Origin of the sequence: Methylophilus sp. 14, assembly GCF_015354345.1 — a bacterium.
GTDB lineage: Bacteria > Pseudomonadota > Gammaproteobacteria > Burkholderiales > Methylophilaceae > Methylophilus.
The window spans coordinates 462886-489240 of sequence record NZ_JADKYS010000001.1 but is presented as its reverse complement, the minus strand read 5'-3'; the positions used below and the strand labels follow the sequence as shown (position 1 = coordinate 489240).

Annotated in this window: 20 protein-coding genes; 3 read left to right on the top strand and 17 right to left on the bottom strand. The window is 49.2% G+C overall.

Annotated features, from left to right (window positions below; all coding sequences use genetic code 11):
- Nucleotide 1 precedes the first annotated feature (1 nt).
- The 9 genes from INP78_RS02430 to INP78_RS02390 all read right to left on the bottom strand — a co-directional run bounded on the left by INP78_RS02430 (nt 2) and on the right by INP78_RS02390 (nt 14993).
- Complete coding sequence (locus tag INP78_RS02430; protein ID WP_194740602.1) at nt 2-1192, bottom strand: type II secretion system F family protein; 1191 nt, start codon at nt 1190-1192, stop codon at nt 2-4.
- A 19-nt stretch (nt 1193-1211) separates the two neighbouring features.
- Entirely contained in the window at nt 1212-1634 is a 423-nt protein-coding gene (gspG, locus tag INP78_RS02425) for a type II secretion system major pseudopilin GspG (protein ID WP_194740601.1), read from the bottom strand.
- 9 nt (nt 1635-1643) lie between these two features.
- Entirely contained in the window at nt 1644-3005 is a 1362-nt protein-coding gene (locus INP78_RS02420) for a TolC family outer membrane protein (RefSeq protein ID WP_194740600.1), read from the bottom strand.
- Nucleotides 3005-4354 (bottom strand): HlyD family type I secretion periplasmic adaptor subunit, encoded by a 1350-nt coding sequence (locus INP78_RS02415; RefSeq protein WP_228522605.1) that lies wholly within the window; start codon nt 4352-4354, stop codon nt 3005-3007. The genes INP78_RS02420 and INP78_RS02415 overlap by 1 nt, the downstream gene beginning before the upstream one ends.
- Nucleotides 4345-6066 carry a type I secretion system permease/ATPase gene (locus INP78_RS02410; protein ID WP_228522604.1) on the bottom strand — a complete coding sequence of 574 codons (1722 nt, stop codon included), beginning with the start codon at nt 6064-6066 and terminating at the stop codon, nt 4345-4347. The genes INP78_RS02415 and INP78_RS02410 overlap by 10 nt, the downstream gene beginning before the upstream one ends.
- Complete coding sequence (locus INP78_RS02405) at nt 6063-7772, bottom strand: type I secretion system permease/ATPase (protein WP_228522603.1); 1710 nt, start codon at nt 7770-7772, stop codon at nt 6063-6065. The genes INP78_RS02410 and INP78_RS02405 overlap by 4 nt, the downstream gene beginning before the upstream one ends.
- 102 nt (nt 7773-7874) lie before the next feature.
- Nucleotides 7875-10052, bottom strand: coding sequence for a calcium-binding protein (locus INP78_RS02400; protein ID WP_194740599.1), 2178 nt, complete (start codon nt 10050-10052; stop codon nt 7875-7877).
- Between the two features lie 88 nt (nt 10053-10140).
- Nucleotides 10141-11157 carry a hypothetical protein gene (locus tag INP78_RS02395; RefSeq protein WP_194740598.1) on the bottom strand — a complete coding sequence of 339 codons (1017 nt, stop codon included), beginning with the start codon at nt 11155-11157 and terminating at the stop codon, nt 10141-10143.
- A gap of 299 nt (nt 11158-11456) precedes the next feature.
- On the bottom strand, nt 11457-14993 hold the full coding sequence (locus INP78_RS02390; RefSeq protein ID WP_368667958.1) for a TonB-dependent receptor: 3537 nt from the start codon (nt 14991-14993) through the stop codon (nt 11457-11459).
- A 171-nt stretch (nt 14994-15164) separates the two neighbouring features.
- Between INP78_RS02390 and INP78_RS02385 the strand changes: the two genes are divergently transcribed.
- Together INP78_RS02385 and INP78_RS02380 are read left to right on the top strand one after the other, a co-directional pair.
- Nucleotides 15165-15416, top strand: a complete 252-nt coding sequence (locus INP78_RS02385; protein ID WP_194740597.1) for a type II toxin-antitoxin system RelE/ParE family toxin — start codon at nt 15165-15167, stop codon at nt 15414-15416.
- Nucleotides 15417-15481: 65 nt separating this feature from the next.
- Nucleotides 15482-15796 carry an addiction module antidote protein gene (locus INP78_RS02380; RefSeq protein ID WP_194740596.1) on the top strand — a complete coding sequence of 105 codons (315 nt, stop codon included), beginning with the start codon at nt 15482-15484 and terminating at the stop codon, nt 15794-15796.
- 103 nt (nt 15797-15899) lie between these two features.
- On the opposite strand, the gene INP78_RS02375 is transcribed toward INP78_RS02380, so the two are convergent.
- From INP78_RS02375 to INP78_RS02340, 8 genes are all read right to left on the bottom strand, one after another.
- Nucleotides 15900-16619, bottom strand: a complete 720-nt coding sequence (locus INP78_RS02375) for a hypothetical protein (RefSeq protein WP_194740595.1) — start codon at nt 16617-16619, stop codon at nt 15900-15902.
- The gene (locus tag INP78_RS02370; protein WP_194740594.1) at nt 16616-16933 is read right to left on the bottom strand and encodes a hypothetical protein; all 318 of its coding nucleotides are present in this window, start codon (nt 16931-16933) and stop codon (nt 16616-16618) included. The genes INP78_RS02375 and INP78_RS02370 overlap by 4 nt, the downstream gene beginning before the upstream one ends.
- 290 nt (nt 16934-17223) lie before the next feature.
- Nucleotides 17224-20835, bottom strand: coding sequence for a TonB-dependent receptor (locus tag INP78_RS02365; protein WP_194740593.1), 3612 nt, complete (start codon nt 20833-20835; stop codon nt 17224-17226).
- Nucleotides 20836-20913: 78 nt separating this feature from the next.
- The gene (locus tag INP78_RS02360) at nt 20914-21918 is read right to left on the bottom strand and encodes a FecR domain-containing protein (RefSeq protein ID WP_194740592.1); all 1005 of its coding nucleotides are present in this window, start codon (nt 21916-21918) and stop codon (nt 20914-20916) included.
- A 2-nt stretch (nt 21919-21920) separates the two neighbouring features.
- A complete protein-coding gene (locus INP78_RS02355) occupies nt 21921-22442 on the bottom strand; it encodes an RNA polymerase sigma factor (protein ID WP_228522602.1) in 522 nt (173 codons plus the stop codon).
- Nucleotides 22443-22485: 43 nt separating this feature from the next.
- Nucleotides 22486-23541 carry a FecR domain-containing protein gene (locus INP78_RS02350; RefSeq protein WP_228522601.1) on the bottom strand — a complete coding sequence of 352 codons (1056 nt, stop codon included), beginning with the start codon at nt 23539-23541 and terminating at the stop codon, nt 22486-22488.
- Between the two features lie 12 nt (nt 23542-23553).
- Nucleotides 23554-24054 (bottom strand): RNA polymerase sigma factor, encoded by a 501-nt coding sequence (locus INP78_RS02345; RefSeq protein WP_194740591.1) that lies wholly within the window; start codon nt 24052-24054, stop codon nt 23554-23556.
- Nucleotides 24055-24079: 25 nt separating this feature from the next.
- Nucleotides 24080-24316: a hypothetical protein gene (locus INP78_RS02340; protein WP_194740590.1), complete on the bottom strand. Its 237-nt coding sequence runs from the start codon at nt 24314-24316 to the stop codon at nt 24080-24082.
- A gap of 108 nt (nt 24317-24424) precedes the next feature.
- On the opposite strand from INP78_RS02340, the gene INP78_RS02335 reads away from it, so the two are divergent.
- A complete protein-coding gene (locus INP78_RS02335) occupies nt 24425-26335 on the top strand; it encodes a bifunctional diguanylate cyclase/phosphodiesterase (protein WP_194740589.1) in 1911 nt (636 codons plus the stop codon).
- The last annotated feature ends 20 nt before the right edge of the window (nt 26336-26355 follow it).

The following is a 26355-nucleotide window of genomic DNA, read 5'->3' as shown; positions in this document are numbered from 1 at the left end:
CCTATTCTATTGCGCCTGCCAGCTCAAAAATCGGCATATACATCAACACCACCACCAGCCCGACAATCAGGCCGATGATTACCATCAGTGCCGGTTCCAGCAGCTTGCTCAGCCACTCCACCCGCCGCGCTGTTTCTTCGTCATAAAACACGCCGATGCGACCCAGCATGTCATCCAGTTGCCCGCTGCGCTCACCCACACGCAGCATGCGGTTGGCAATCGACGTGGTCAGGCCATGTGTCTCCATGGCGCCCGATAAAGCCTTGCCTTCACGCACCTCGGCAATCACGCGCTGCAAAGCCAGTTGCAACTCTTGCGGCAACAGAGATTGCACCATGCCCAGGGCCGTCAGCAAGGGAATTCCTCCCTGTAACAACATGCCTAGCGTGCGGTAAAACCGCGCCAACTGGTAAATGCGCAAGGCCTCGCCCAAACTGGGGATTTGCCACACGCGCTGCATGAGCCAGGCCTTGCTGGCCGGGCGTGAAAACAGCAGCCACACAGCGGCCACCATGCCCACAGTGGCCAGCAGTACCCATTCACCATGCCCTTGCAATAATTGCCCCCAACGCAACAGCATCTGGCTGGCCCAGGGCAGGTTGTCACCGCCGCTTTCATAAATGGTGCTAAAGCGCGGCACCACATAGCCGAGTAAAAACAGCACGACCAGCCCGCCCACCACGATGAGCAACACCGGGTAAATCGAAGCCGCAATAATCTTTTTACGAATCGCCTCTACTTGTGTCTGGTAAGCGACATGGCGACGCAAAGCTTGCACCATGTCACCGGTGCGTTCACTGGCGCGAATCAAGGCGATATACAAGGGGCTGAATACGCCTGGTTGCAAGGCCAGCGCCTGCGACAACGGCAAGCCCTCAAATAGCGCCGTGCGCAACTGCGTTAACACGGCACGCGCATGGTCTTGCTGCTCTTTTTCAGCCAGACCTTCAATCGCCTCAATCAGGCTCAGTCCAGACTCCAGCAACGTGAGCAGCTCCTGACTAAACAGGCTGAGATTAAACGTCTGCGTTTTCAGTGGCCACTGTAGCCAGCCCTGTGCACGCGCCGACCGTACCTGCAACACGCCATAGCCTTGTGCCTGCGCTTGCTGTAAGGCCGACTGGCGGTCCATGGCATCCACCGTCAGCCAACTGACCTGCGCGCCCTGTAATACTTTTAATTCAAACTTCATGGTGGTTTAGGTGAAATCGCTACCAGTTACCAACGTCGCTATCCGCGTCCTGTCCGCCCACTGCGCCATCACTGCCCAGGGTCCACACATCGTAATCGCCATGCTCACCGGGATAACGGTATTGATAAGCTCTGCCCCATGGGTCGGCGGGCACGCCTTTGGCCAAGTAAGGGCCCTGCCATTTGGTTTCGCCATCCGGCTGCCGGTTAAGCGCCGCCAAACCCTGCTCAGTCGATGGATAATGGCCAATATCCAGCCGATAAGTATCCAAGGCACGTGACAGTGCCTCAATTTGTGCTTTAGCTGTTTTGGTTTCTGATTTGCCAATCTGGGCAAAATACTTGGGGCCCACGTAACCCGCCAGCAGGCCGATAATCACCATCACCACCAGCAACTCCAGCAAGGTAAACCCAGACTGTTTCATCCCCTTTGAACACTTCATGTTTATTCCTTATTTGTTGAGCGTAAATAATTGGCTCACGCGGTTAAGCGTCTCCAGCGTCAGCAAGCCACTGCTAAACTGCAAATTGACCCAATCGCTGATCAGGCTGTAATAAGCCTTGGTCAGCGACAACTGGTTGGTAAACAGTTTTTGCTGCGCATCCAGCACTTCGTGATTGGTTTTAAACCCGGCCATAAAGCCTTTTTGTGTGCCATCCAGCGCCACACTGGCCGATTGCACCGCTTGTTGATAAGCACTGATAGATTGTTGTTGTGCCTGCAGGCTTTGGTAGTATTTGCGCACATTGAATTCAATCTCGCGTGACTTGGCAGTCATGCTTTCTTCACTGGCAGTCAGGCGGCTGGCGCTCTGACGCACATTGGCATTGACATAGCCGCCCGCAAACAAGGGCACATTCATCTGTAAGGCAATGGTGGTGGTATCAAAGCGCGAGCCCAGCGTATTATTACTGTCGTTCTGGCTATATGAACGCACACCGACCAGGTCCAGCGTCGGGTAATGCCCGGCCTGTTTTTTCTCAATGTCTTTTTTGGCGACTTCCACGTTCTGGTAGGCTGCAGCCAACTCCGGATGATGTTGCCGCGCCATTGCCAGCCAGTGATCCAAAGACTGCGTTGAGGCATTTAATCCACGCAGGCCATCCACCACCAGGGTGGCTGACAAGCCCTGCGATGCCCCGGTCAGAATCTGCAAGCTCTGCTGGTTTGAGAGCAAATCATTACTGGCCTGTATGTGCTCCACTTTCGCCACGTCCAGGTTAGACTGCGCCTCACTCACCTCGACCACCGTGCCGCTGCCATGCACATAGCGCTGGTCAGCCTGGCGCAATTGCTGGCTCACTGCGTCTAGTTTGCGTTGCTGCACACTGACCCGGTCTTGCGCATACAGTGTTTCCAAGTACACCGACACCAGTTTGAGAATCAGCTTGGCATTCTCCTGTTCCAGCAAGGACTCCTGTGCGCTGACATACGATTTGGCCCCGCCATAAATCGCCATGGTCTCGCGGTTAAACAAAGGTTGTTTGACCGAAAGATTGTAATTTTCCAGCGAATAATCCAACTCGCTATTCACCGCGCCCAGCGTTGTTTGCGTGGTGCGGTCGGTATTGCCGCGGCCTTTGGTCAGGCCCAGTTGCACCTTGGGATAAAACAGCGCCCGCGCCTTGGTCAGCTCCTCACGCTCAGCCTCTGTATTCGCCAGTGCCGCACGATAGTCAGCATTATTAGTCACCGCCAATTGATACAGGCCATTCAGGTCTTCTTGCGCCTGCAAGACCGCCACCCCCGAACACAAGCCTGTCACCAGCAGCCACAACTGCAGTCCATATTTCAACTTTACTGCTGCGCGCATCACTCTTCCTTCATCGACGCCGCCAGGCGTTTGCTGAGTGGATGCATCAGGTAGTTCCACAGTGTGCGTTCGCCGGTTTTAATCACCACCTGCACCGGCATGCCAGGCTGTAACTGGCGCCCCTGCAAGGCTTGCATGCCTTTATCGGTGAGCATCACGCGCGCCAGGTAATAGCTTTGGCTACCTTCTACCGTGGCAGCAGGTTTGCTCAACAAATCTTTAGAGACCGACTTCAACTGTCCTTCTGCCAGTAACTGTGGGCTGTTGGCAAAGGTAGAAAAACGGATATCCGCCGCCTGGCCGACATGGATCTTGTCTATCAGATGCGGCGGGATTTGCGCATCGACAATCAATGCCTCGCCGGACGGCACAATGTCCATGAGCTTTTGACCAGGCTGGATCACCGCGCCTACCGTATGCACCTGCAAGCCCACCACCTGGCCAGATGCCGGGGAGCGAATTTCAGTGCGTCCAAGCTCCTGGCGCAAAGCCAGCACTTTCTGCGCATCCGCCTCCACCTGCAATTTGACCTGCGCCATATCAGCATCAATTTCTTTCTGCTCGATCTGGTTGCGCTGGTTAATCTGCTGCTGTAACTCAAGAATGGCACGTTGGGCACGTGTCATATTGGCCTGGGTATTGGCACGCTCGCCATACAGCGCTGCCACGCGCTGCTCTAGGTCATTCTGTTGATTGCGCGGTGCATAGCCTTCTGCGGTCAAGGCGCGTACGCCTTTTAATTGCTCTTCGAGCAAGGTGAGTTGTGATTCATGACTGGATAACACGCCGCGATAACCTTCAATCAATGCCTGGTAACCTGCGATGGATTCTTTTTTACCAGCGATATCCGCTGCCAGCGCTGAGGTCCGGGCAGCCAGTAACTGGCTCTGGTTACGCATGTGCTGCTGTATAAACGGATCCTGCTGCTGGCTGGTCAAATCCGGGTGAAAATCAATCACCGCACGATGGGCCTGCTCGGCACGCAAACGGTCTTCCTGCGCACGCAGACCGGCATAACGCTGCCATACCTCTTCATAGCGTGCCTTGCTGGCCTGCGCATCGAGTTTAAACAGCACGTCGCCAGTCTGCACCTCCTGCCCTTCGTGCACCTGCAAGGCGCTGACCATGCCACCCGTTAAATGCTGGACGACTTTGTGATTGGTTTCGACGCTGATCACGCCTTCAGTGGGCACACCTTCATCCAGCGGCGCAAACACCGCCCACAGCACAAAACCAGCCAGGCCCAGCAGCAAAATGGCGGCGCCTTTGCGGGTATGGCTAACGCTATGCGCATAAGACTCAATGGCGTGCACATTGTCAGAAACAGCAGGATTCATCGTCAGGCGCATGCAGGCTCCGTCGCTACACTGCTGGTCGCAGCATGTAATTGGTTTAAATAGACAATCCCCGCATCACGTGGCCCATGGTGTAACACTTCGCCACGCTTGAGCACCAGCAGGTCGTCAGTAATCTTGAGGATGCCGGAGCGATGCGAGATCACCACAATGGTAGTATTCAGGGTTTTCAAGGCTTGCAGCAACTGCATCAGCCTGGCTTCGCCAAACTCATCCAGGCTGGCATTCGGTTCATCCAGCACCAGCAAGGCTGGCTCTTTGTAAATGGCACGCGCCAGGCCCAGCAATTGGCGCTGTCCACCAGACAATGGCAAGCCTTGCTCATCCAGGCGTGTGTCATAGCCTTGCGGCAAACGCAAAATCGCTTCGTGCAACCCCACACGCTGGCAGGCCTGCAAAATATGCTGACTCTCCAACTCACCAAACCTGGCCACGTTTTCGGCAATGGTGCCTTCAAGCAAAGACACCTGTTGCGGCAAATAGCCGACGCTGGTCATCAGCGCACGTGCATTGTCTGCCGTAATGGTAGATTGATTGATTTGATAGTCGCCAGCCGTGGGCGACACCACCCCGACCAACAGGCGTGCCAAAGTGCTTTTGCCCGCGCCCGATGGCCCCATCACACACAGTAACCGTCCAGGCTGAATAGTCAGGCTCACCTCATGCAATAAGCGGCGCGAAGCAGCGGTGACACCAACGGCATGCAAGCCCAGTTGATAAGGCCGTACCAGGGGTATCGCAGGCAGCGCTGCCTGCACAGCATTGTTGCGCAACAAACCCTGCAAATCTGCCGCAGCGGACTGCGCCTGCAACCATTGGCGCCAGCTGTGCACCATGACATCAAACGGGTGCAAAGCACGTGCAATCAGCACATTCGACGCCACCATGGAGCCCACACTGATTTCACCGCGTATGGTCAGCCAAGCCGCCATTGCCAACATGAGTGACTGCAAGGTGTAGCGCACCCATTTATTGACAAACTGGCTACGGTCGCTGGCTTGTAACCAGACATCCTCTGCCAGTGATTGTTTGGCCAGCAATGCCTGCCAATGCTGGCGCAAGGTTTGCAACATGCCCAGCACAACACTGGACTGCAAATGCTGGATTTTTTGCTGCACGAAATGCTCGGTGTCATGCTTTGCCGTCTGTGCGGTTTGCGCTGGCGATGCCGTCATGCGCTGATTCAACAACGCCACCGCACATTGCACCAGGCAAAATACCATAGCAGTGGCACCCAGCACCGGGTGCAAGGCAAACAACACCAGGATGTAAATCATGCTCCAGGGAATATCCAGCAAGGCAAACAAACCCTGACCCGTCATAAACTGGCGAATGGCGGTTAATTGCTGCAATGACTCAGCAGGTGGCTTCTGCTGCTGACGTGCGTCGAACACAGCAGCAAACACCTGCTTGCCATACGTGAGGTCAAACTGCACGCCAGTTTTAATCGCATATAAGCTGCGCAACCAGTCTGCACCTGCCATCAGCAACAATAGCCCGGCCGTTAATACGGTCATGGCTACCAGCGTCAGCGTATTGCGGCTGAGCATGACCCGGTCGTACAACTGCAACATATACAAGGTGGGCACCAGCATCAGCACATTGGTCAGCAAACTGAGCCAGACCATTTGCAAAAAAGCACCTTTAAACGGCTGCATAAAAGACCACAGTGGCGGCTGCCATGCGGGTGAACGAGTGAGCATCATGACTGTGCCACCTTTCCTGTCTCTGTTTTTACAGCCCCTGCTTGTGCAGGCGCGGCTTGAAAACTGGCCAGCACTTCTGCCGGTTTGCCGTAGCGGATCATCTGCCCCTGGCACATCACCAGCATGAGGTCGGCGATGCTTAAAATGTGCTGCAAATGGCTGATGATGATAAAAGTCGTGCCCTGTTGCTTCAGGTGTGCAATCGCGTGCTGCAAGGTGCGCTCGGCGGTGGTATCCAGGTTAGCATTCGGCTCATCCAGCACCACAATACGCGGCTTGCCATAAAAGGCTCTTGCCAGGCCAATCAGTTGGCGCTCGCCACCAGAAAGCGGCATGCCAGATTGACCAATGACCGTATTCAGGCCATCAGGCAATTGATGTACCCATTCGTAGAGCCCGAGCAAGGTCAGCACCTCAGTCAGGGCCTCTCGGTCAGGCGTCTGAAAGCGGCAGATATTGTCGACAATCGGGCCATCAAATAAATCGGCTTCCTGCGCCAGATAGCCCAGGTGCGGACCCAGTTGCGTTTTGTCCCAGCGATGCACATCCACGCCATCAAACCGTACGCGGCCACTGTTGGGTGCCAATAAACCTACCAGCAATTTGGCCAAGGTTGTTTTGCCCGATGCGGAAGCCCCCGCCACAATCAACACTTGCCCGGCGCTTAATTTAAATTGCACCTGGCGGATAAATACCTCAGCCGAAGATTTACCCGCTTGCGGCATGGCATAGCTCAGCTGCTCTACGGTCACCTCACCCGTAGGTGGTGGCAGCACCAACCCGTCAGTGCTTGCGCTGGCATTCGCCATCAGGCTGGCGATACGCTGGTAAGCTGTCCAGGCTTGTTCATAGGTTTTCCAATGACCCACGCACTGCACCAACGGCGTCAGCACGCGTGCCGCTAAAATTGAAGCCACAATCATCATGGCACCACCATTAAACAACTCACCGGCAATAAACAGATAGCAGGCCAGGCCTAAAATCAGGCTGGTTTGCAAGGTTTGCAGCCAACGCGAAGCAGCCGCACTTTTGCCTGCCAGCTCTGACGCTTGCGCCTGTTGCCATAAAAATCCGTGCTGATGCTGCAACCAGCGCTGCTCCACCGGGGCCAGCATCTGCATGGCATGCATCACATCGCCATGACGGCTGATGCTGGCAAAGTAGCGTTGTGATTCCAGCGCATGCTGGTTGGCCTCTTTCATCAACGGTGCCACGTGTGACTGGTTGTGCACGGTCAATGCGAGTTGTATCGCCAGCCCGCACAACGTGAGTACGCCCAGTGCCGGATGAATCCAGAACACTGCAGCGAGAAAAATCAAACAAAATGGTGCATCAATCAGGCCAAGCAGGGCCGGGGAATGCAAGGCATTTTTAAGGGTAGAAAAGTCGGCAAACACTTGCTGCGCAGGAAACATCGGCAGGGCCAATTTGGCGGCGAATACACGCTCAAACACTTGTTGCTGCAATAATTGCTCGAAGCGCTTTGCCCCGACTTGCAACACATTACGACGCTGCCATTCCAGTGCTTCCATCACCAGATAAGCAAAGGCGGCCAACAGCGTGAGCATGACTAATGTTGAGACATTACGGCTGTTAATGACGCGGTCATACACCTCCAGCATGTACCAGGAGGGCACCAGGACCAGCAGATGAGTCACCACCCCAATCAGCCAGACCTTGCGCCATAGCGGCCAGAGTTGAGACATGACTTGCTTGATGGATTCAGCTTGCGACGACATTTTCACGACAAAGAATTCAGTATGGAAAGTTGGCAAGCGGGTTCCCCCGCCTGCCCGCTTACATCGTGATTAGACGATCACAAAGTCAGAGGTTGACAATGTATTCACGCCTGTCAGGATGGCAATGTCTACCTTCGCACCGCTACCGTTACCGTCGGCGTCATAGCTGAGGGTTTTGGTGGTGGTGTTGTACACCAGGTAATCATTGGCATCTTGTGCAGTGCCTGTGCTGTTCACACGCAGCATGCTGGCATTGAATCCGGCCAACTGGCTGTACTGATCCAGGTGCAACTCGATTTTGTCGGTGCCACGGGTGAAATCAGTAATGGTGTCTACCCCGGTCAGGTTAAACGCCGTGTTAGTGTAAGTTTGCACAGTGGTAGAAGAGCCAGTCACCACTTCTTCATACACTTTGCCAAACACAAAGGTATCCTTACCACCGCCGCCAGTCAGCGTATCGTTACCGCCATTGCCAACAAACACGTCAGCCTTGCTGGTCCCAATAAAGGTTTGCTGGTTAGCATTACCTTCAAAACGCAAGCCATTGGTGGTCAGGCCAGATGCATCAACGACGACGTTGTTGATCGTGCCGCCGTTGTTACCCAGGGTATTGGAGAGGTCAGCCACGGTGCCATTGGCTTTAAAGTAGTAATGGTCGTTGAGCAACTGCAAGTCAGTGTTTTCAACGTTCAAACGACCCACTGTACCGCCCACTTGCACCACTTCCATAGACTTGAAGTTGTCGTTATTGAGCACCACCGTACCGTTGGCTTTGGTGTTCGCGCCAATGCCAGTGGTAATGCGCAACGTATCCACGCCGTCACCACCGACGATCACATCATGCTTAGCACCAGTCGCAATCCACTCTTTGTTACCGTCATCTGCCTTAGAAGTCGTGCCTTGCACACCACTACCAAAACCGCCGATCACAAAAATGTCATCGCCTTCGCCACCGTCGAGGTAATCCGCACCGCCATGGCCAATCAGCAAGTCATTGCCGCCGTTGCCATACACAGTGTCATCACCCAGGCGCATCGTCGCGTAATCCACACCCTCGCTACCTTCAACGATTTCGTGCGCATCGCTGCCTTCGTTAGCACCGTCAATGCGGGTGAAGCTACCAGCAACACCTTCAGATGCATCATAAGTCACATCAACGTTGTGGTAGATATGAGCAACAGAGAAGTCATCTACCTCAAATACCGCTTTGTCGTAGGTGACAGGTGATGCACCTACAATGGTAGCGGCTGGCTCAAAAGTTTCTTCTTCAAACTCAAGTTCAACAGTGACATTTTCAACATCACCACCGGCTACGCCGTGAATTTGATAGCCTGGGTTTAATTCACCGAGGCTCAGAGACTCACCGTTTGCCTCAAGTTGTTCCGCTTCAAGTGTAATACTCACACCACTCGACAACTCAATACGCTCAATCCCAGTAAAAGCAATGCCTTCAAACTCCCCAGATTGGGTGAAAGCAATTGTATCTACAGCATTGTAACCAGCAATAGTGGTTGCGAATGTGCTAATTGCAGAAGAGCCTGGACGAGTCACAATGTTTAAACGAACATCAGTTTCAATCTCTTCAGACATCTCCTGATCTTCAATTTCAACATATTGATTAGTGACGGTATCAAATACAACTAACTCCTCTTCCCCACCTTCCTCCTCTTCACCCTCGAGTTCACTCACGTCAATGTACCGAGCAGGATCACCATTATTGTCAAGACCCGACACACCGCCGCTAATGTAGAGGTTAGCCGCATTTTCTTCCGTGGTAATCACAAAAGTATCATTACCATCTCCACCAATCAGGAAATCATCACTTGTTGCGAGATATATGTTGCCATCCACAGTTTCATTACCGAATGATGCCCCTTGTCCTTCAACGTAATCTGAACCTGCACCGCCCGTTAAGACATCATCGCCATCACCACCGAAAACGGTGTCATCACCGGCCCCACCAGAAAGAATATCGTTACCATCCCCCGCAGCAATGTAGTCGTTGCCATCAGCACCATCCACGATATTATTTCCATTCCCTGCATCGATCACATCATTACCTGCGCCACCAGAGATCACATCATTGCCATCACCACCTAATAAAACGTCATCACCACTACCTCCAGAAATGAAGTCGTTACCAGCACCGCCATCAATATAGTTTCCAAGATTATTGCCCACTATAAAGTCAGCACTTGCAGTCCCGGTATATTCAGTTTCTGTCGCATTAAAGATTTTTGTTGCCATTTTTGACTCCTTAATATCAGAGCTTTCTCTCCAAGATAGGCAAGGCAAAATACTTTGCCCTGCCTAGAGATTAACTCAATTAATCTGATTAATATGGTTGAGTGTGTGCTGGAGTAGCTGCCCCACCTGGAGGCACAAAACCAGTTACAGTGACCTCTATGAAATTTTGATCGACGCCAACCCCTGTGGAAGGATCAGTACTTTGCTCTTGAAAAGTCTGGCGTAAGCGAATTGCATCAGCAACGGCCACAGGCGCTGAAGTACTACAAGATGTTCGGATATAGAACATCGCAGAAGACGCGGTACTTGACCCATCATCGTCGCGTGCATTGATATCTGTTGCTAACTCTACCCAGTTATCGTGCAAATCTGCTTTCTGTTGTGTAGCAGTTGCATTACTGGACCACGAGTTGGATCCGTTAATTGAAGGAAAACTACCTAACCCAGTTTGCGGAATATCTTGGTCTCCCACACGATGTTGAACAGATGTATAGGCCCGACCAGCACGAAACAACACTTCGGATGTACCAGTCATTCTGGCATAGGCAACTTCGACATTCCTTGAGACAGGACTAGCAGGTGTACTCACATCAACGAAGCCACCTCTTGCAACACCGTTTGCTTCAAAGTACTGATTGCCTGCTGCTGTGGTGTTGTAATCAGTAGATGTGGCAGTAAATTTTGTGCCATAAATGCACATTGGAGTAGCTGTGACTGGCGCTGTAGCTGCTGGTTTACGCCAGACGACATCCAACACCGTTCCAATACTCTTGTTAGTATTGCCCGAGTACACATTATTCAGGGTGACAGGTCTACTAGCTGAAGTGACTAATGTGTAACCTGTAACAGGTGAAGCCAAATCATTTGCAGGATTAGGAGTCAAGAAGCATTCATTCGCAGGGGAGGTTGTTGGACTCTTAGTACTTACTCCTGAACCAAAATCACCAGTATTGTTGCATGCAACAAAAGCGGTCGTCGCACCTGATACAGTTGGGTGTGTAAAAGGTGTAGTTGTTGGCAGAGCTGTGAATCCAGGCGCTGCTAATGCGTATGCAGAATATGCAACACTTCCCAATACTGCTAACCTTAATGTCATGTTTTTCATGCTTAACTCCTTGTAAAGAAGATAGAATTAGCAGGCATTTGTGGCTGCCCGCACTCACCAATTCACCACAATCGTTAGTTCCTCGTAGTTCTAAGCTGGTTGTAGTTGAATTCTTACGCAAGGCATGTCACAAATGCCCATCTAATACGTTTAATACGTTGGATTGCCAGTAGAGTGACTGTTGCTTCGTCGACAACATATTTGCCGCACCTTATCTATATAAGTAATTCTGATTTTTAAAAAGCCTGCTCACCTTATAAATCAATCCCAATTTTCATTAGGAACTTCTCCTTTTATTGCTAATCCGGCACAAAATGCCAGTTCAAGCTAAACCAAACACCTCTTGGAGCGCCTGGTGCCACAAAATTTGTACTTAACCAATCACCAGAGTTATGGTTATAACCATCAGGGCCAATAGCACCATTAATGCTTGGCGAAAATGGATTCACTCCCAAGCGACCGGCGCTGAAATACTCTTTGTCAAAAATATTGTTTATCAGCATTGTCGCCGTCCACTCTTTATTGAGCCTGTAGCTGGTTGAGAAATTAAATACGGTATATCCTGGGAGTTTTCCAGGATTGGTTGAAGGTTGACGATAAACCGTGTCATATCTTTGAAAATTGCCATTTGAGTCGTAAATAGGCATAACCACAGGTCTGGGCACACCAGATTCATGCTCATTATTTTCATTACCACGCAAATAAGACCAAGAATGCAAAACAGCCCCTAAATTAACAGTCCAATCTTGAGTAATGTCATAACTAAAATTGGCATTTAAGTTATGAAGAGGTACTCCAGGCATACGATCCCCGGGTTTTACGGTGATTTCACCCGAAGTAATTTCGCCACTACCCGCTAATACAATTGGTGTAGTTGCACTGCTATTGGCATCCCCTCCTGTGACAAAGCTATTTCTAAATTTAGCGTCAGTTAAGGCATAGTTAAGACTAAATCTTGCCTTGCCTAACTCCCCTTTAAGACCCATCTCAATGCCTTGGCGACGTGTTTTACCGATGCTGTCAAAAAAGTTCTGATTACCAAAATAAGTGACCATGTAGATATCATTCTTGAGTTCAGTGCGGTAGTAACCTAAATTCCACTGAAGAGAATCGCCCCACAGGCCCCGCGCCCCAAGATCAAATGTTTCTGCCCTGACTTGCGGCAAATATGGGTCACCTGAAAGACCACTAGGTAATTGACAAGAGCGTCCCAAGGCAACGCTTCTGGGCATGAAAACATCATTCCCATTCTGGTCAGCCCCGATTCTGGTTGGCGTTTTGTCGAGCGCACAACCTAGCTCAACTACACTGGGCGTCCTGGTACCTTGAGCCCAATTTGCATATAAATTGAGATTTTCTTTGGCCTGCCAAGTAGCGCCTAACGAAGGATTGAGAGAGTAGTAGCTGAACTTTTCATGTTCAGCAGGTAGCATCAAAAATGCATTCGGAGCATCCACATATCCGGTACCCGGACAAGTCCCATTCTGGCATAACGCAAAATTTGCTGGGTCGTTCAAATACCTGCTCAGCGTAATTTCTGACTGACCAAAATCACGTGCAGCCAAAGTTGACTTGACTTGAGTCTCGTTATACCGAAGAGCGCCAGTCACATGCACAGTTTCAATGGGCGTCCATGTTTCGCTTAAGTACAAACTTTTAGTGATAGAGTTACCATCAAAATCATTATTTCTGATAGGGTAATCTGCCGCGGTAAACACATCTAAAGCACGGTTACCATCTATCGTACCGTTACGCTTGCTATCGAAAAATCCTAATTGTTGTGAATTACTATACTGAGCATAGGCATTATCAATAGACGCGCCCAGCATGAACTTGTGCTTTTCCAAATTCCAGTTGAACTGGATAGATGCCCCATCAACTACTTGATTAATACGGTTATCATTGATAATGGCAGTGGGGATTCCCTCTACTACGCCTGAACCGCCATTGGAAATACCGTCTATTGTTTGAACCCCTCTGGGGCCTATAAGAGGGTTATAGTATTTACCTGTTGCGCTACCCAATGAACCATTTGTGCAATCTGTACCATTTCGGGCATTAATGAAAGCAACCAAATGCTTGCCCCCACTAGAATCATAATAGAACGACTGTCCCAAAGCGGTGAGAACCCCATATCCAGCTCCAAAACCGTCATCAAGATTAAAACCACCTCCGCCCCCAAAAGTAGATCCATCAAGAATATATGAGCTTTCGCCATTCGAATAGGAGGTCACCTCCCCTCCATTTTCATCAAAAACAACGTTTGCTCTGATATATGGTGCTGGATTTTTCCAATATGTAGCAACCTGTTGTGCATGAGCTAAAAATGCGGCAGCTTCTGGTGTGCCTGTAAGCGATTGATTAAAAGCATCTGCATCTAACAAGGAAAAGTCCACAACGCCGTTATTAAATAATTCATTTAAAAAAGGGCTGCTTGAAAAGTCGTTAGGATTAGGAATGTCGATTACTACATAATTTGGCAAACCATATTCTGCCGCTAACCCATCACTATCGTATAAACACGTATATTGTTGACCATCGGAAAAATTCTGGCTTAGAGCTTGGCCCGCATAACCTGTGTAAACATCAGCATTCTTTTGATTACGGCGGCTGTTTCTACGATAGACTTGCCCAGTGATGGTGAAGGTATCATTGACGAAATAGTTACCAGACAATTGAAATTGAGAAAGTCGATTTTTAGTTTCATCAGGACTGGTAAATACGCTACTACGATCCTGCTCATAAAAATTGGTCGGAACAACACCGTTACCTGTCAAATCATTGCCTACTAGCAACGTGCTGAGGTTCAAATCCAGTTTATCGCCACGGTAACTCGCTTTACCAAAAAACTGATTGACCTTGCTTGGGGAGTTATCTCTCCAACCGTCTTCAAGAAAAAAGTTACCTGCGCCAAATAAGGCAACAGTCCCGTTATTCCAACCCGCCTCACCTTGCAGATATTTACGACCGTAAGAACCAGTGAGAACTGTTGCGTCTGTGCCAGCATTATTAAAACCATCCTTGGTTTTGACAGAAAATGCACCGCCCAAAGTACCTAAACCAAAAATTGGGTTGGAGCCAGGAAACACATCTACGCTTGCCAGTGCATTCATCGGGATCATGTCCCAGTTCACGACATCTCCAAATGGTTCGTTCACTCGAATGCCATCAAAAAATACAGACAAGCCTTGTGGCGTGCCAATCTGCGGGCCTGCCGTGAAACCACGGTACTGCACATCCATTTGAAACGGGTTGCCCTGGTAATCATTCACTGTGACTGATTGCAGTTTGCGGTTCATTAAATCTGTAATGCTTAACGAATGCGCTTCTTTAATCTCTTTGGCAGAGATACTTTGGACGTTACCGGGGATTTCTTCTTTGGTGAGCCCCAAGCCAGGCAGTGGCCCGACTTCGTAAAAACGTTTTGCGCGGACTTCGACTTTGTCGAGTTGAATATCTTTCTTTTCGTCTTTGGGCGGTTTTTGGATGAAGATGTTATTGCCTTCAGCTTTAGGCACCAGCCCACTCTCACCCAATACGCGCTGCAACGCTTCTTTGCGCGACATACGGCCGCGCACTTCGGGGGCTGTTTTGCCAGAAACGATGTCGTTGGGGAATGAGATATTCATGCCTGTGGCTTTGCCAAGGTCATGCAATGAATTAGCCAACGGCTGCGCTGGAATATCCACATTCACGGGCACACTAAAGCTCTCCTCTTGCTGCTTTGGCAGCTGGGTATTCAATGCTTCCGCCCACACTGGTTGCGTTGCCATCACGCTCAAAGCCGCTAGCGCAGTGTGTATTCCTCTTCTATGTATTTTCTTATATGTATTCACAGATTTTCTCCTGTACTAAGACTCATCTGTGAGCGCGTCAAAACCCTGACGTCATTAACTTAACTTTACATTTTTGACGTATGATATTCGATGGTGAATGTTTGCAGGGAATGCGCATGAAACTAAAAGTATCTTACATTGACGATCTGTACTCGAACGAATACAATAAAAATGACTAGAGTCATTCCACTCCCTACTTTTACACAATGGCTGAATGGCTTGAAAGATGAGTCCATCAAAGCGATTATTGCTGCACGTATTGATCGCTTAAGACACGGCCTTATGGGTGATGCTGACGGAGTTGGGCATGGTGTGCTGGAGCTGCGGATTCACGTAGGCTCTGGCTGGCGCGTGTATTTCACACATCACCAAAGCGATATCATCATCTTGCTGGCTGGCGGCACAAAGCGCACGCAAACCTAAGATATCAAGGCGGCGAAAAGGCTGGCCGATAGTTTATAAAATGGACTTATTCACCGGAGTAAAAAATGGCGAAAATCAATATTGAAAATCTTGCTGAGTTTGACTCGGCCGCGTATCTCACTAATGAAGTGGCTATTGCGGCGTATCTCACTGAGATCATTCAGGCAAATGATGCAAGCCTGCTTGCTGACGCATTAGGCACTATTGCACGTGCACGAGGCATGACAGAAGTGGCCAACGATACTGACATTGGCCGAACAGCCCTCTACAAGGCTTTACGCGCTGGCAGCGCCCCTCGTTTCGACACCATTAATAAGGTTTGCCAGGCGCTGGGCGTCAAGCTTGTGGTGCAACCATTGTTTGATCACGGACCGAATTAGACATTTAATTGTCCCGGGCTGTTGGTGGGGTCAGAGTAAAAACTATATTAGGCCTTGTTGACAAGGTATAGCCAACTTCACAGCAGCCACCAAGTAAGCGCAATTAAGCCAAGTGTGCTAACTCGTTAATAATCTGTTTTTTTCTGATCGCATGAAATTGCACATTTTGAATGTGCTCGAAAGGGATTGCATCAATCAGATTGATTCCTTGTTTGGCGACCAGTTTGCCAGCGGCGACCTTACCGAGAGACACGACCTTTTCTATCGCCTTGAGCGCCGCGCTCTCCTCGGCTGAGGCCGCGCGCTGGGCGATATAAGCATGCACCATCCGAACTGCGAGGGCCGCTTGCGCGTAACCTTGCGGATCTCGCTTTTGAGGAATTTTTTCGATATTTTTAAGACGACTTTCCAATACATGCAGCGGGTGCATAAACAGACAGTTGAAGCCACCGATGTCTACATTGACGGCATGGCGCCGAATGTCATCCCGATTTAATCCGGCCACGGTATGTACCACATCAATGTTGGTAAACAACTCTGCGGATAATGGGATTTCTATGGTACCCACCAGCGCACTGATAAAGCGAGGATTCTGAATGATAGGTGAAACATGCAACACCCTACTCATATTAATGAGGTGCGTACTGTTGCCAAATACATCCAGATCTTTTGTCACACTCGCTTCAACGCCTTGCCAGTCCAAATTGTAATAATCAGCCCAATAGGCGAGTGCCTGACCACCGATGACAATCGCATCTGTGCCAGAAATTGCAGAGAGGCAGTCATTGAGTAACGCTGAAGAGAGCGCAGCAAGTTGCTTCAAAAATCAGAACCAGAAAAATCTGCAAGAGACTGCTTGACTAAAGAGGCATCTAAAAACCTGACACTTTCTGGAGCAGCTTGCGACTGCTGAATCAAACTGGCAAGTTTTTGATTGTTTTTTTGAGAACTACTGCCCGCATCATCGGCCAACTGCGCATGCAACAAGGCCTGCACAACTGAAGGATCCAATAACTTTTCAGCTTTTCGACCGATACTTGCCCAAAACTCAAGCTGACCAGCAGTAGAGCGATGCATGACCGATGCTTCCTGATCGGCAAGTTGATACAAACTTTCTGATACGCGAATTGCTTTCATAATGTGTTGCAATATGCCACACTTTGCAACACAAATCAACCTACATTCAAATAATGCATTGGGGTCAGAGTAAGAATTACTCCCCGTTTTTACTCTGACCCCAAATATCCCTGACCCCAAATATCCCTGACCCCAAATATCCCTGACCCCAAATATCCCTGACCCCAAATATCCCTGACCCCCAATATCCCTGACCCCAAATATCCACCCCAAATATCCACCCCAAATATCCACCCCAAATATCCACCCCAAATATCCACCCCAAATATCATTTACTCTGACCCCAAATATCAATCTGGTACAAAATGCCAATTCAAGCTAAACCAGACGCCTCGTGGCGCACCCGGCGCAATAAAGTTTGTGCTTAGCCAGTCGTTCGAATTATGGTTATATCCATCTGGGCCAATCGCACCATTGATGCTTGGAGAAAAAGGGTTGCGCCCAAGGCGGCCAGCAGTGAAATACTCTCTATCGAAAATATTGTTGACCAACATTGTTGCTGTCCATTCTTTACTTATTTTGTAACTAGTTTGGAAGTTAAACACAGCGTAGCCTGGAACAGTGCCCGGGTTATTCGTTGGTCTTCTTAAGGCATTCCCTATGGCACCCAAACCTCTATCTTGGATGACTCCGACTTTATGCTCGTTATTTTCATTGCCACGGACGTAGCTGTCAGAATGCAAAACCGCAGACAATCCCACAGTCCACTTATCGGTAACTTCATAATTGACGTTGGCATTAAGATTATGTAAGGAAACCCCTGGTATACGGCTGCCTGGTTTTACATCGATTGCATAACCTAGCCCATCACCTTTATCAATCGAGCTACTATTATCTACACTAATCATTCGAAAATTATCTTCAAATGTGGCATCAGTCAGCGCATAATTAATTCCCATTCGCCACTTTCCAACTTTCCCAGAAAGCCCAGCTTCTATACCTCTCCGACGAGTATTTCCGATGCTGTCAAAAAAGCCTCGGCCATTACCAAAAGAAACAAAATAAATATCGTCTTTTAAATCAGTTTGATACGCACCGATATTCCACTGTGCGAACTCACCCAAAGTGCCGCGCATCCCAATATCATAGGTAGTTGCTCGAATTTGGGGTAAAAAGGGATCGCCTGAAAGAGTTGTTGGTAAACTACACTGTCTATTTTCATAAATACTTTTGGCTGTATAAACAGGAGTATCGGGTATTAGATCTCCATCAGTATCTTTGATACTTGTTTGAATGGGTGTTTTGTCAATCGCACAGCCTAGTTCAATGACGCTAGGGGTTCGGGTGCCTTGAGCCCAATTTGCGAAAACATTTAAATTTTCAAAAGCTTGCCAAGTCGCGCCAACGGAGGGATTGAATGAGTAAAAGCTAAATTTTTCTGTTTCCGCCTTATTCACCGTATTAAAACTTCGGTTCGGGTTGATATTCACTGCGGGCGGATTAGTAGAACAGTCTCCATTACAGACATTAATCGAATCAGGATAGCTGATTAAATCAGCTATATCATAATTGCTTGCACCATAGCGGGCAGCAATTTTATTTTTAGTTTGTGTTTGGTTATAACGACCTGAAACGCTGAAATGCAAACTATCCACAGGAGTCCAGGTTTCACTGAAGTAAATGCTTTTAGTGGTATTGGTGCCACTAAAATTATTATTATTGATAGCTTGATAAGCCCCAATAAATTGTGGATGAGCTTGTGTAGGATCTAAATATGCCTCCCTATCCGCAGTTAGAAACCCTAGCTGAGTTGTATTATCGTATTCAGCATTGGCAGCATCCATTGATGCACCAAGCATAAACTTGTGTTTTTCAAGATTCCAGTTTAATTGCAGAGAAAAGCCGTCTGTTACCTGATCAATTTGATTATTTATGACAACTGCTGTAGGTACACCTTTTACAACACCGGTTCCCCCATCTCCAGCTCCATCAATTGTTTTTTCAAGCCCAGCACTCCGGTAAGCATCAGTTGCTAAAAAATCTGCATAACATGCATCATTATTGGTTGCAGCCGCTAACACTACAAAGTTCTTAATGTAACCACCAGGATTAGCAGGGTCTGGCGTATAAAAATAAAGATCATCGTTAAGAAGTGATTGATCGAAAATATTACTGCCAAGTAATGACGCACCAGAGCGCGATGGAAAAGTAGTGCCTCCAGCGTTGTAAGATGGTATTGGATTGCCCGAACCATCAAGAATCGGATTCCCGAAAGAGTCGGTCAACGCAGGCCCCGTTCCCGGGTTTGGGTTTGCCAAATCACGGTTATAAATAATGCTATCGTAAGGATTCTTATTGAAAGCAATCATATCGCGAATTTTTTGCGCATAATCGGAAGGTAGGCCTGTATTCATTAAGTCTTGAAATTTAGGGCCTGAAGGATCTGCCGGATCTATAGGTGCGGCTGGATTAATATAAAATCTCCCATCAGGAAAAGCAGGATCTGCGGAATAGTTGTTACTAATCTCTTGATAGAAAGAAGTACTAGTGATATCCGCATAACCAGATGCATCCGCAGGTACTGGAATTACATAATATGCAGGGACGCCACTTGTAGTTTGTGACTCCGCAAATAGGCATGTAGCCTGTTCGCCGGTTCCTCTTATTCGTTGGTTAACAATATCAGGCTCATAATCCATCATCACATCAGAACCTTTCTGATGTCTTTTGCTATTTCTACGATAGATTTGGCCTGTTATGGTGAAGGTATCATTAACGAAATAACTACTTGATAATTGAAATTGATTCAGCCGATTTTTCGTTGTATCGGGTGATGTGTAAACACTATTCCTATCCCGATCATACATTTGGGATGGTAATAAGCCATTCCCAGTCAAATCATTAGCGACTAACAAAGCACTTAGATTCAAATCCAGCTTTTCCCCTCGGAAACTGGCTTTGGTAAACAATTGATTGACTTTACTTGGTGAGTTTTGTCGCCACCCATCCTCCATAAAGAAATTCCCAGCCGCAAACAAGCCTACGGTGCCGTTATTCCATCCACCTTCAAGTTGTAGTTGCTTACGACCGAATGAACCCGTAAGAACATCCGCATCAACCCCAGCATTATTAAAGCCATCTTTTGTCTTAAGAGCGAAGGCACCACCTAAAGTATTTAAACCAAATATAGGGTTAGAGCCAGGAAATACGTCCACTCCTGCTAATGCATTCATCGGCAGCATGTCCCAGTTAACGACATCACCAAATGGTTCATTAACCCGGATACCATCAATAAACACGCTCAAACCTTGTGGCGTGCCGATTTGCGGACCAGCAGTAAATCCACGATACTGCACGTCCATTTGAAACGGGTTGCCCTGGTAATCATTCACTGTGACTGATTGCAGCTTACGGTTCATTAAATCTGCAATGCTTAATGAATGTGCTTCTTTAATCTCTTTGGCTGAGATACTTTGCACGTTACCGGGGATTTCCTCTTTGGTTAAACCCAAACCAGGCAGTGGGCCAACTTCATAAAAACGCTTGGCGCGGACTTCAACAGCATCCAGTTTTAGGGCTTGAGCGTTTTTCTCTGGCTCTGGTTTGATAACCGCAGAATCACCACTGATATTCAGTTGCAACCCACTACCCTGAAGCACTTTCTTTAAAGCCTCTTGCGGCGATAGAAAGCCTTTTACAGCTGGTGCGGTTTTGTGTTTGGTCAGTTCGCTATCAAAAGAAATACTGAGGCCAGTTTGGTTGGCAAGTTGCCTGATGGATTGATTTAAAGGTTGCGCTGGCAAGTTGATTTGCACCGGGAAACCGGCGCCTTCAGTGGCTGTGGGCACTTGTGTGTTGAGTTCAGCAGCGTGCAAACCTTGTAAAACAGCTTCGCTGCAACTGACTGTTGATAACACAGCCCATGCCAGAAAGCTGTGTTTATGTGTGGTCCTCTTTGCCATTGCCCATCCCTGAATTCGTCTTATTACCGCAATGACTGTTTTGGCGGGCAATATTGTGATGTCGATTTTTGAATCTTATTATTTATTTACAGGTTTGCTTTTGATGAGGGTGGCTGTTGCGGTGGGGACAATCTGCACCGGTGCCATTTCCGGCATCTGGTGGATAAAGGTTTCAATGGCATTGGTTTTGAGCATGGAAGAAATATGCACCTGTTGAGGGGCTGATTTTTCTGCGACCAAGGGCAGTTTGCGGTATCTGGACAGTGTTTCTGCGATTTCGTCGAGATCGGCTTGTTCAAAAACGACCATGCCTTTTTCGAAGGCGAAGGCATCAGCGGCCTGCTGATGCGAACGTATGGGTTTGGTCGCCTCTTGTTTAACTTCGGCGACTTCGCCGTCATGCAAGATCAATGCGCTTGGCGGGGTCGCACTATCTGTATGCTGCGGCTCAACCTTGACGGTGCCATGATCAACGCTGACACGCACCAGTTTTTGCAAGCGATTGACTGCAAAGCGGGTGCCCAGCACAGTGATCTTGGCCTTGCCGCTGTCGATGATAAAGGGCCTGCTTTCATCGCGTGCGACTTCAAAAATAGCCTCGCCGCGCTTGAGCGTGACCAGGCGACGGTCACGGTAGTAGGTGACTTCAATGTCTGTTCCGGTATTCATGGTCATCAAGGTGCCGTCTTCCAGGCGTTGTGACTGCATTTTTCCAGTCTCAACCTGCGCGACCATTTGCATCACTGGCTGAGCATGCCAGGTCTGAAAACCCAATAGACCCGCCATACCAATGGCCACTGCGGCCAATGCGCCAGCGATGGCATTTTTGATTTTTTTAGAGCGGGCAGACTGTTGGAAAAAGGCATCCTGGTCGGCGATATCGGCCAACTTTTCGAGGTCACGGGTGGAGTCAAAAGACGCCCACACCTTTGAAACATCGGCGTAGGCTTGTTGATGGGCCGTATTCGCCATTAACCACTGCTCGAATTTGGATCGTAAAGGATCATCTGCTTCGGCATCTTTGATGCGGATAAACCAGCCAATCGCGACTTCACGCAGCTTATCGGTGTGGTTAAGTGGCATGGCTACAACACTTGGTCTTGCAGCCTGGTTAAATCCAGCATGGCACGGGTGATATGCCGTGACACCATATTCACGCTAATCGATAACTGATCCGCAATTTCCTTAAGGGAGCGCTGATCGATTCGATATAGCCAGAACGCCTCGCGGCATTTGGGAGGAAGACGGTTGATGACGCGTTGCAAGGCTTCCAGCCGTTGCTTGAGTGAGGTAAGTTCCTCGGGTGACGGTGCTGCCCTGGTTGGGTCTTCCAGAAAGGCGGTCAGATCAAACTCATCGCTGGAAAAGGCAATCAGTCTTTTATTGAACTTACGGTCTTCGTTGGCCAGGTTATGGGCGATGACCCGCAGGTAAGCGTGCGGTTTTTCCAGATTGATGGTGGAAGGCGAAATCGCAAATTTCAACAGTGCATCGTGCAGGATATCGTAAGCTTTGTGACGACAACGGATATCGTTATAAATGGCAGGCAATAGCTCGCAGTACGCCCATCTCAAATTGATGCCATGCCATTCAATAGAGGAGTTCATCACTTATGCATCCAATGCTTTTGAACCACGCGTGATCACCCCACTACTTCTGGCTATCAAGCAGGGTATATTGCGCGGTTTCCTGCAACCTCACCGGGGCAATATTAGGTAGGCCGCGCAAGAATTGGTCGATATCCTGAATGTTGATATCTGCAGAAATATTACGCACCTGCTTGCCTTGTGATTGCACGGGTTTCAGGCGGTAGCGGGAAACGGTATAGGCAATTTCACTGGTATCAGCGCGGTCAAACACCAGCCGACCATTGAGGAAGGCAAAGGCATCCGAGGCCGGGCGGTTGACCAGCACCATGGCATGGTTTGGATAGACTTCGACCACTTGTCCATTAGTGATTTCCCGCGAAACATCCAGCGGGTTCTCGGTTTTTGCAGCGGCACTTTCAAGTTTGGGTTCTACTTTTACCCGCCCATGATCCACACTGACGCGCACGACCTGCTCCAGGCGGTTGACGGCGAAGCGGGTGCCCAACACGGTGACTTTTGCGGTATCAGTCTCTACGACAAATGGCCGCTCAGGATCTTTGGTCACTTCAAAAATGGCTTCACCTTCTTTGAGCAGCACATGGCGCTGGTGGCGATAATACGTGACTTCCATATCACTTTTGGCACTCAAGGTGACTTTGGTGCCGTCATCCAGTGTTTTAGTGACAATTTGGCCGACCGGGTTTTGCGCGGCCAGTTGCATCACTGGTGCGGCTTGCCAGATCTGGTATTGCTGATGCGAGAAAAAACCAGCCACACAAATAAAGCAGACGACCATCAACTGCGCCAGGCGCTGTTGCTTGGCTTTGCGGCGTGCCTCATTCGCCAAAAACGTTTGCTGCTCGGCAGCATCCGCCAGCGTAGACAGGCTTTCAGCTGAATCCAACTGGCGCATGGCGTGGGCAAAACTGTCATACTCCGCGGCATGGCTAGGGTCATCTGCCAGCCATTGTTCAAACGCATGATGCTCTGCGGAGCGTTGGTTGTGAGCATGCTCACGCATACGTAAATACCAGCGCGCAGCCATCTCACTCAGCGTGAGTGACTTAGCCGTTGATGACCTGGACGTTGGTGATTTTGGCGCGAGCGGTTTAGACATAAAGCGGCAGGCTTAATGAATCGCCTGTTGAAATGCCCGGATATCCAGCATGGCACGAATCAGGTGTTTTTCCACCATATTGGTGCTGATATTCAATTGTGCGGCAATTTCGCGCTGCTTCATATCATCCACATGGTAGAGCCAGAATACCTGGCGGCATTTTTCTGGTAGCAAGTCGACCACACGTTGCAAGTGATGCAGTTTTTGCCGCGTTTCATACAATTGCTCGGGCGTGCATTCCAGAATCAGCGCAGCTTCGTCAATCTGGTCCTCATCCACAAACCGCGTTCTATGACGAAATTCGTCCACCAGCAAGTGATTCACGATGCCATTCAAATAAGCCTGCGGCGACTCTTCACGTGCGGGATGGCTGGAGACAGCAAAAAACACCAGCGCATCGTGCAAAATATCTTTGGCACGATGCACACACGCCGTGCGACGACCAATACGACGCAAAACGTCGGTATAAGCCCACTTTAAATCAATGCCGCACCAAGCCAGTGTTTCGCTCATATTCCACCACCCTACTTTGAATAGTTTAATTATTTGCAAAACGCATGCCATCACCTCGCCATTCAATAAGGGATTGATTCTCAATTAAAAAAATGTCAATGCATTTAAAATACGGCAAATACAGTCGGCTTATTTCAACCATTTTTTTAAAAATTGGCTGCAATAAACCATTTAAACATATTGGAATAAAAGTAAAATCATGGCTGGACTCGGGCTGAGCAAAAACACCAAGCACCCAATGGCTGCCAGTTTTTCCTGTCAACCCAAATCCACAATTGGAAAGCTTATTGCGCTGTGTTTGCCAGATGGAAAGCCACTACGCATGCTTAATATTGCATCACTAAAAGACAATAATTAGTCTAAAAAATCAATGTCATTTTTTAAAACGACCAGCCATGAAGTGTTACGAGCGCGCTATAACAGCCTGCTTGAAGATGTGCCCGTCGCCATTTTCACGGCGATCAGCGCACTCAGCATTCAAATGATCGTTTTGAATAGCCAGGTGCATTGGTCGCTCTCGATTGCGACGCCATTGCTCCGGATGCTGATTGGTTGCAGCCTGCTGTTGTACTGGTTTTGGCACCGCGACGAACGCCCCTCCATCGATAAAATACGCAAACGATTGGAGATCGCTTCCATCGTCTTTATTCTTGCCGGATTTTTCACGTTCTGGCGCAGCGTTTATCTTTACCCCCTCACCGACACCTTCGGCCACTACTTCCTGATCTTCCACAATACACTTTACGGTTTTTGTTTTGCCTTTATTTTAAGCAAGCTGGGCCCGGCGGCGTATGCCTATAACCTGCTCATGATTTCATCCGCGATTGCCTGTATTTACCGTGGGGATTTTGAACATCCACACCTGATGACCATGCTGATTCTGGTGTTTGAAGTAGGCATGCTGATTACCATGCGCGGCAGTACCTCCATGTTCGATAAATGGGTGAATGCCACCTATGAAACGCAGGCATTATTAAAAGATAATCAACGCCTGGCTAACCAGGATGTGCTGACACAACTGCCCAACCGGCGACAGTTTTTTGTCCAGGTGGAGCAGCAATTAGTGCTAGCCAGGCAAACGGACGAATGTTTTGCGGTGGGGATTTTAGACCTGGATAACTTTAAACCGGTCAATGATGTGCACGGCCACCATATAGGCGACCTGGTATTGATTGAAGTGGGCAAGCGCTTAGCCCAGGTCCGGCCTGAACAAGTGCGCTTTTACCGACTGGGCGGCGATGAGTTTGCGTTTCACTTGGTCACAGATGATGAGCACGCGTCGCTCAAGCAAGTGGCGCATGATATCAACCAGGCCATTTCACAACCAATCAGCATTGATGGCCTGCTGATTACCGTTAAAGCCTCTATCGGCGCCTGCATTATCTGCGAGGACAATATCTCGGCGCAAAGCCTGTACGAGCATGCTGACTTTGCCTTGTACCACGTCAAGCGCACCGGCCGCGGCAATCTGGAGATTTACTCCAAAACACTGGAACAGGAGCGCATGCACCTGAACCGCATAGACCAGGCCTTGCGTACGGCTGATATCCACGCCGAGCTGTACCCGGTATTTCAACCGATTATTGATATGGATGCCAACGAGGTGTGCGCCTTTGAAAGCCTGGCACGCTGGCAGAGCCCGACCATAGGACCGGTGTCCCCGGCCATGTTTATCCCGGTGGCCGAAAGCCTGGGTATGATTGCCGATATTACCAAGCTGATGTTTAGCCGCTCCATGATTGAAATGGCCACCTGGCCAGACAACATGCGGCTGTCCTTTAATTTATCGGCCTACGATGTGACCAACCAGTCTGTGATTAAAGCACTGATCGGCATGATGCACACCAGCCAGTTAGCGCCTGACCGCTTTATGTTTGAGATCACCGAAACCGCCTTATTGCAGAACTTTGAAACCGCCAGGGACAATATCGGCCTGCTGCGCAAGGCTGGCGCCAAGGTTGCGCTGGATGATTTTGGCACCGGTTACTCCAGCCTGAGCCACGTACAAAACCTGCCACTGGACAAACTGAAAATCGACCGCAGTTTTGTCAAGGATATTGAAACCAATACCACCAGCCAAACCATCGTCAGGTCCATTCTGGCTCTGTGCCACGGCATGCATATGGAGTGTGTGGCCGAAGGCGCCGAAACTGAAAGCCAGGTGCGTTTTCTGCAGGCCATGGGTTGCCAGCTCATCCAGGGCTATTACTTTGCCAAGCCCATGCCTAAAGAGCTGGTACAAGCCTATCTGGCAGACACAAAATTAATACCGGCCACCTAAGCCGCCACACACAGGGCAGC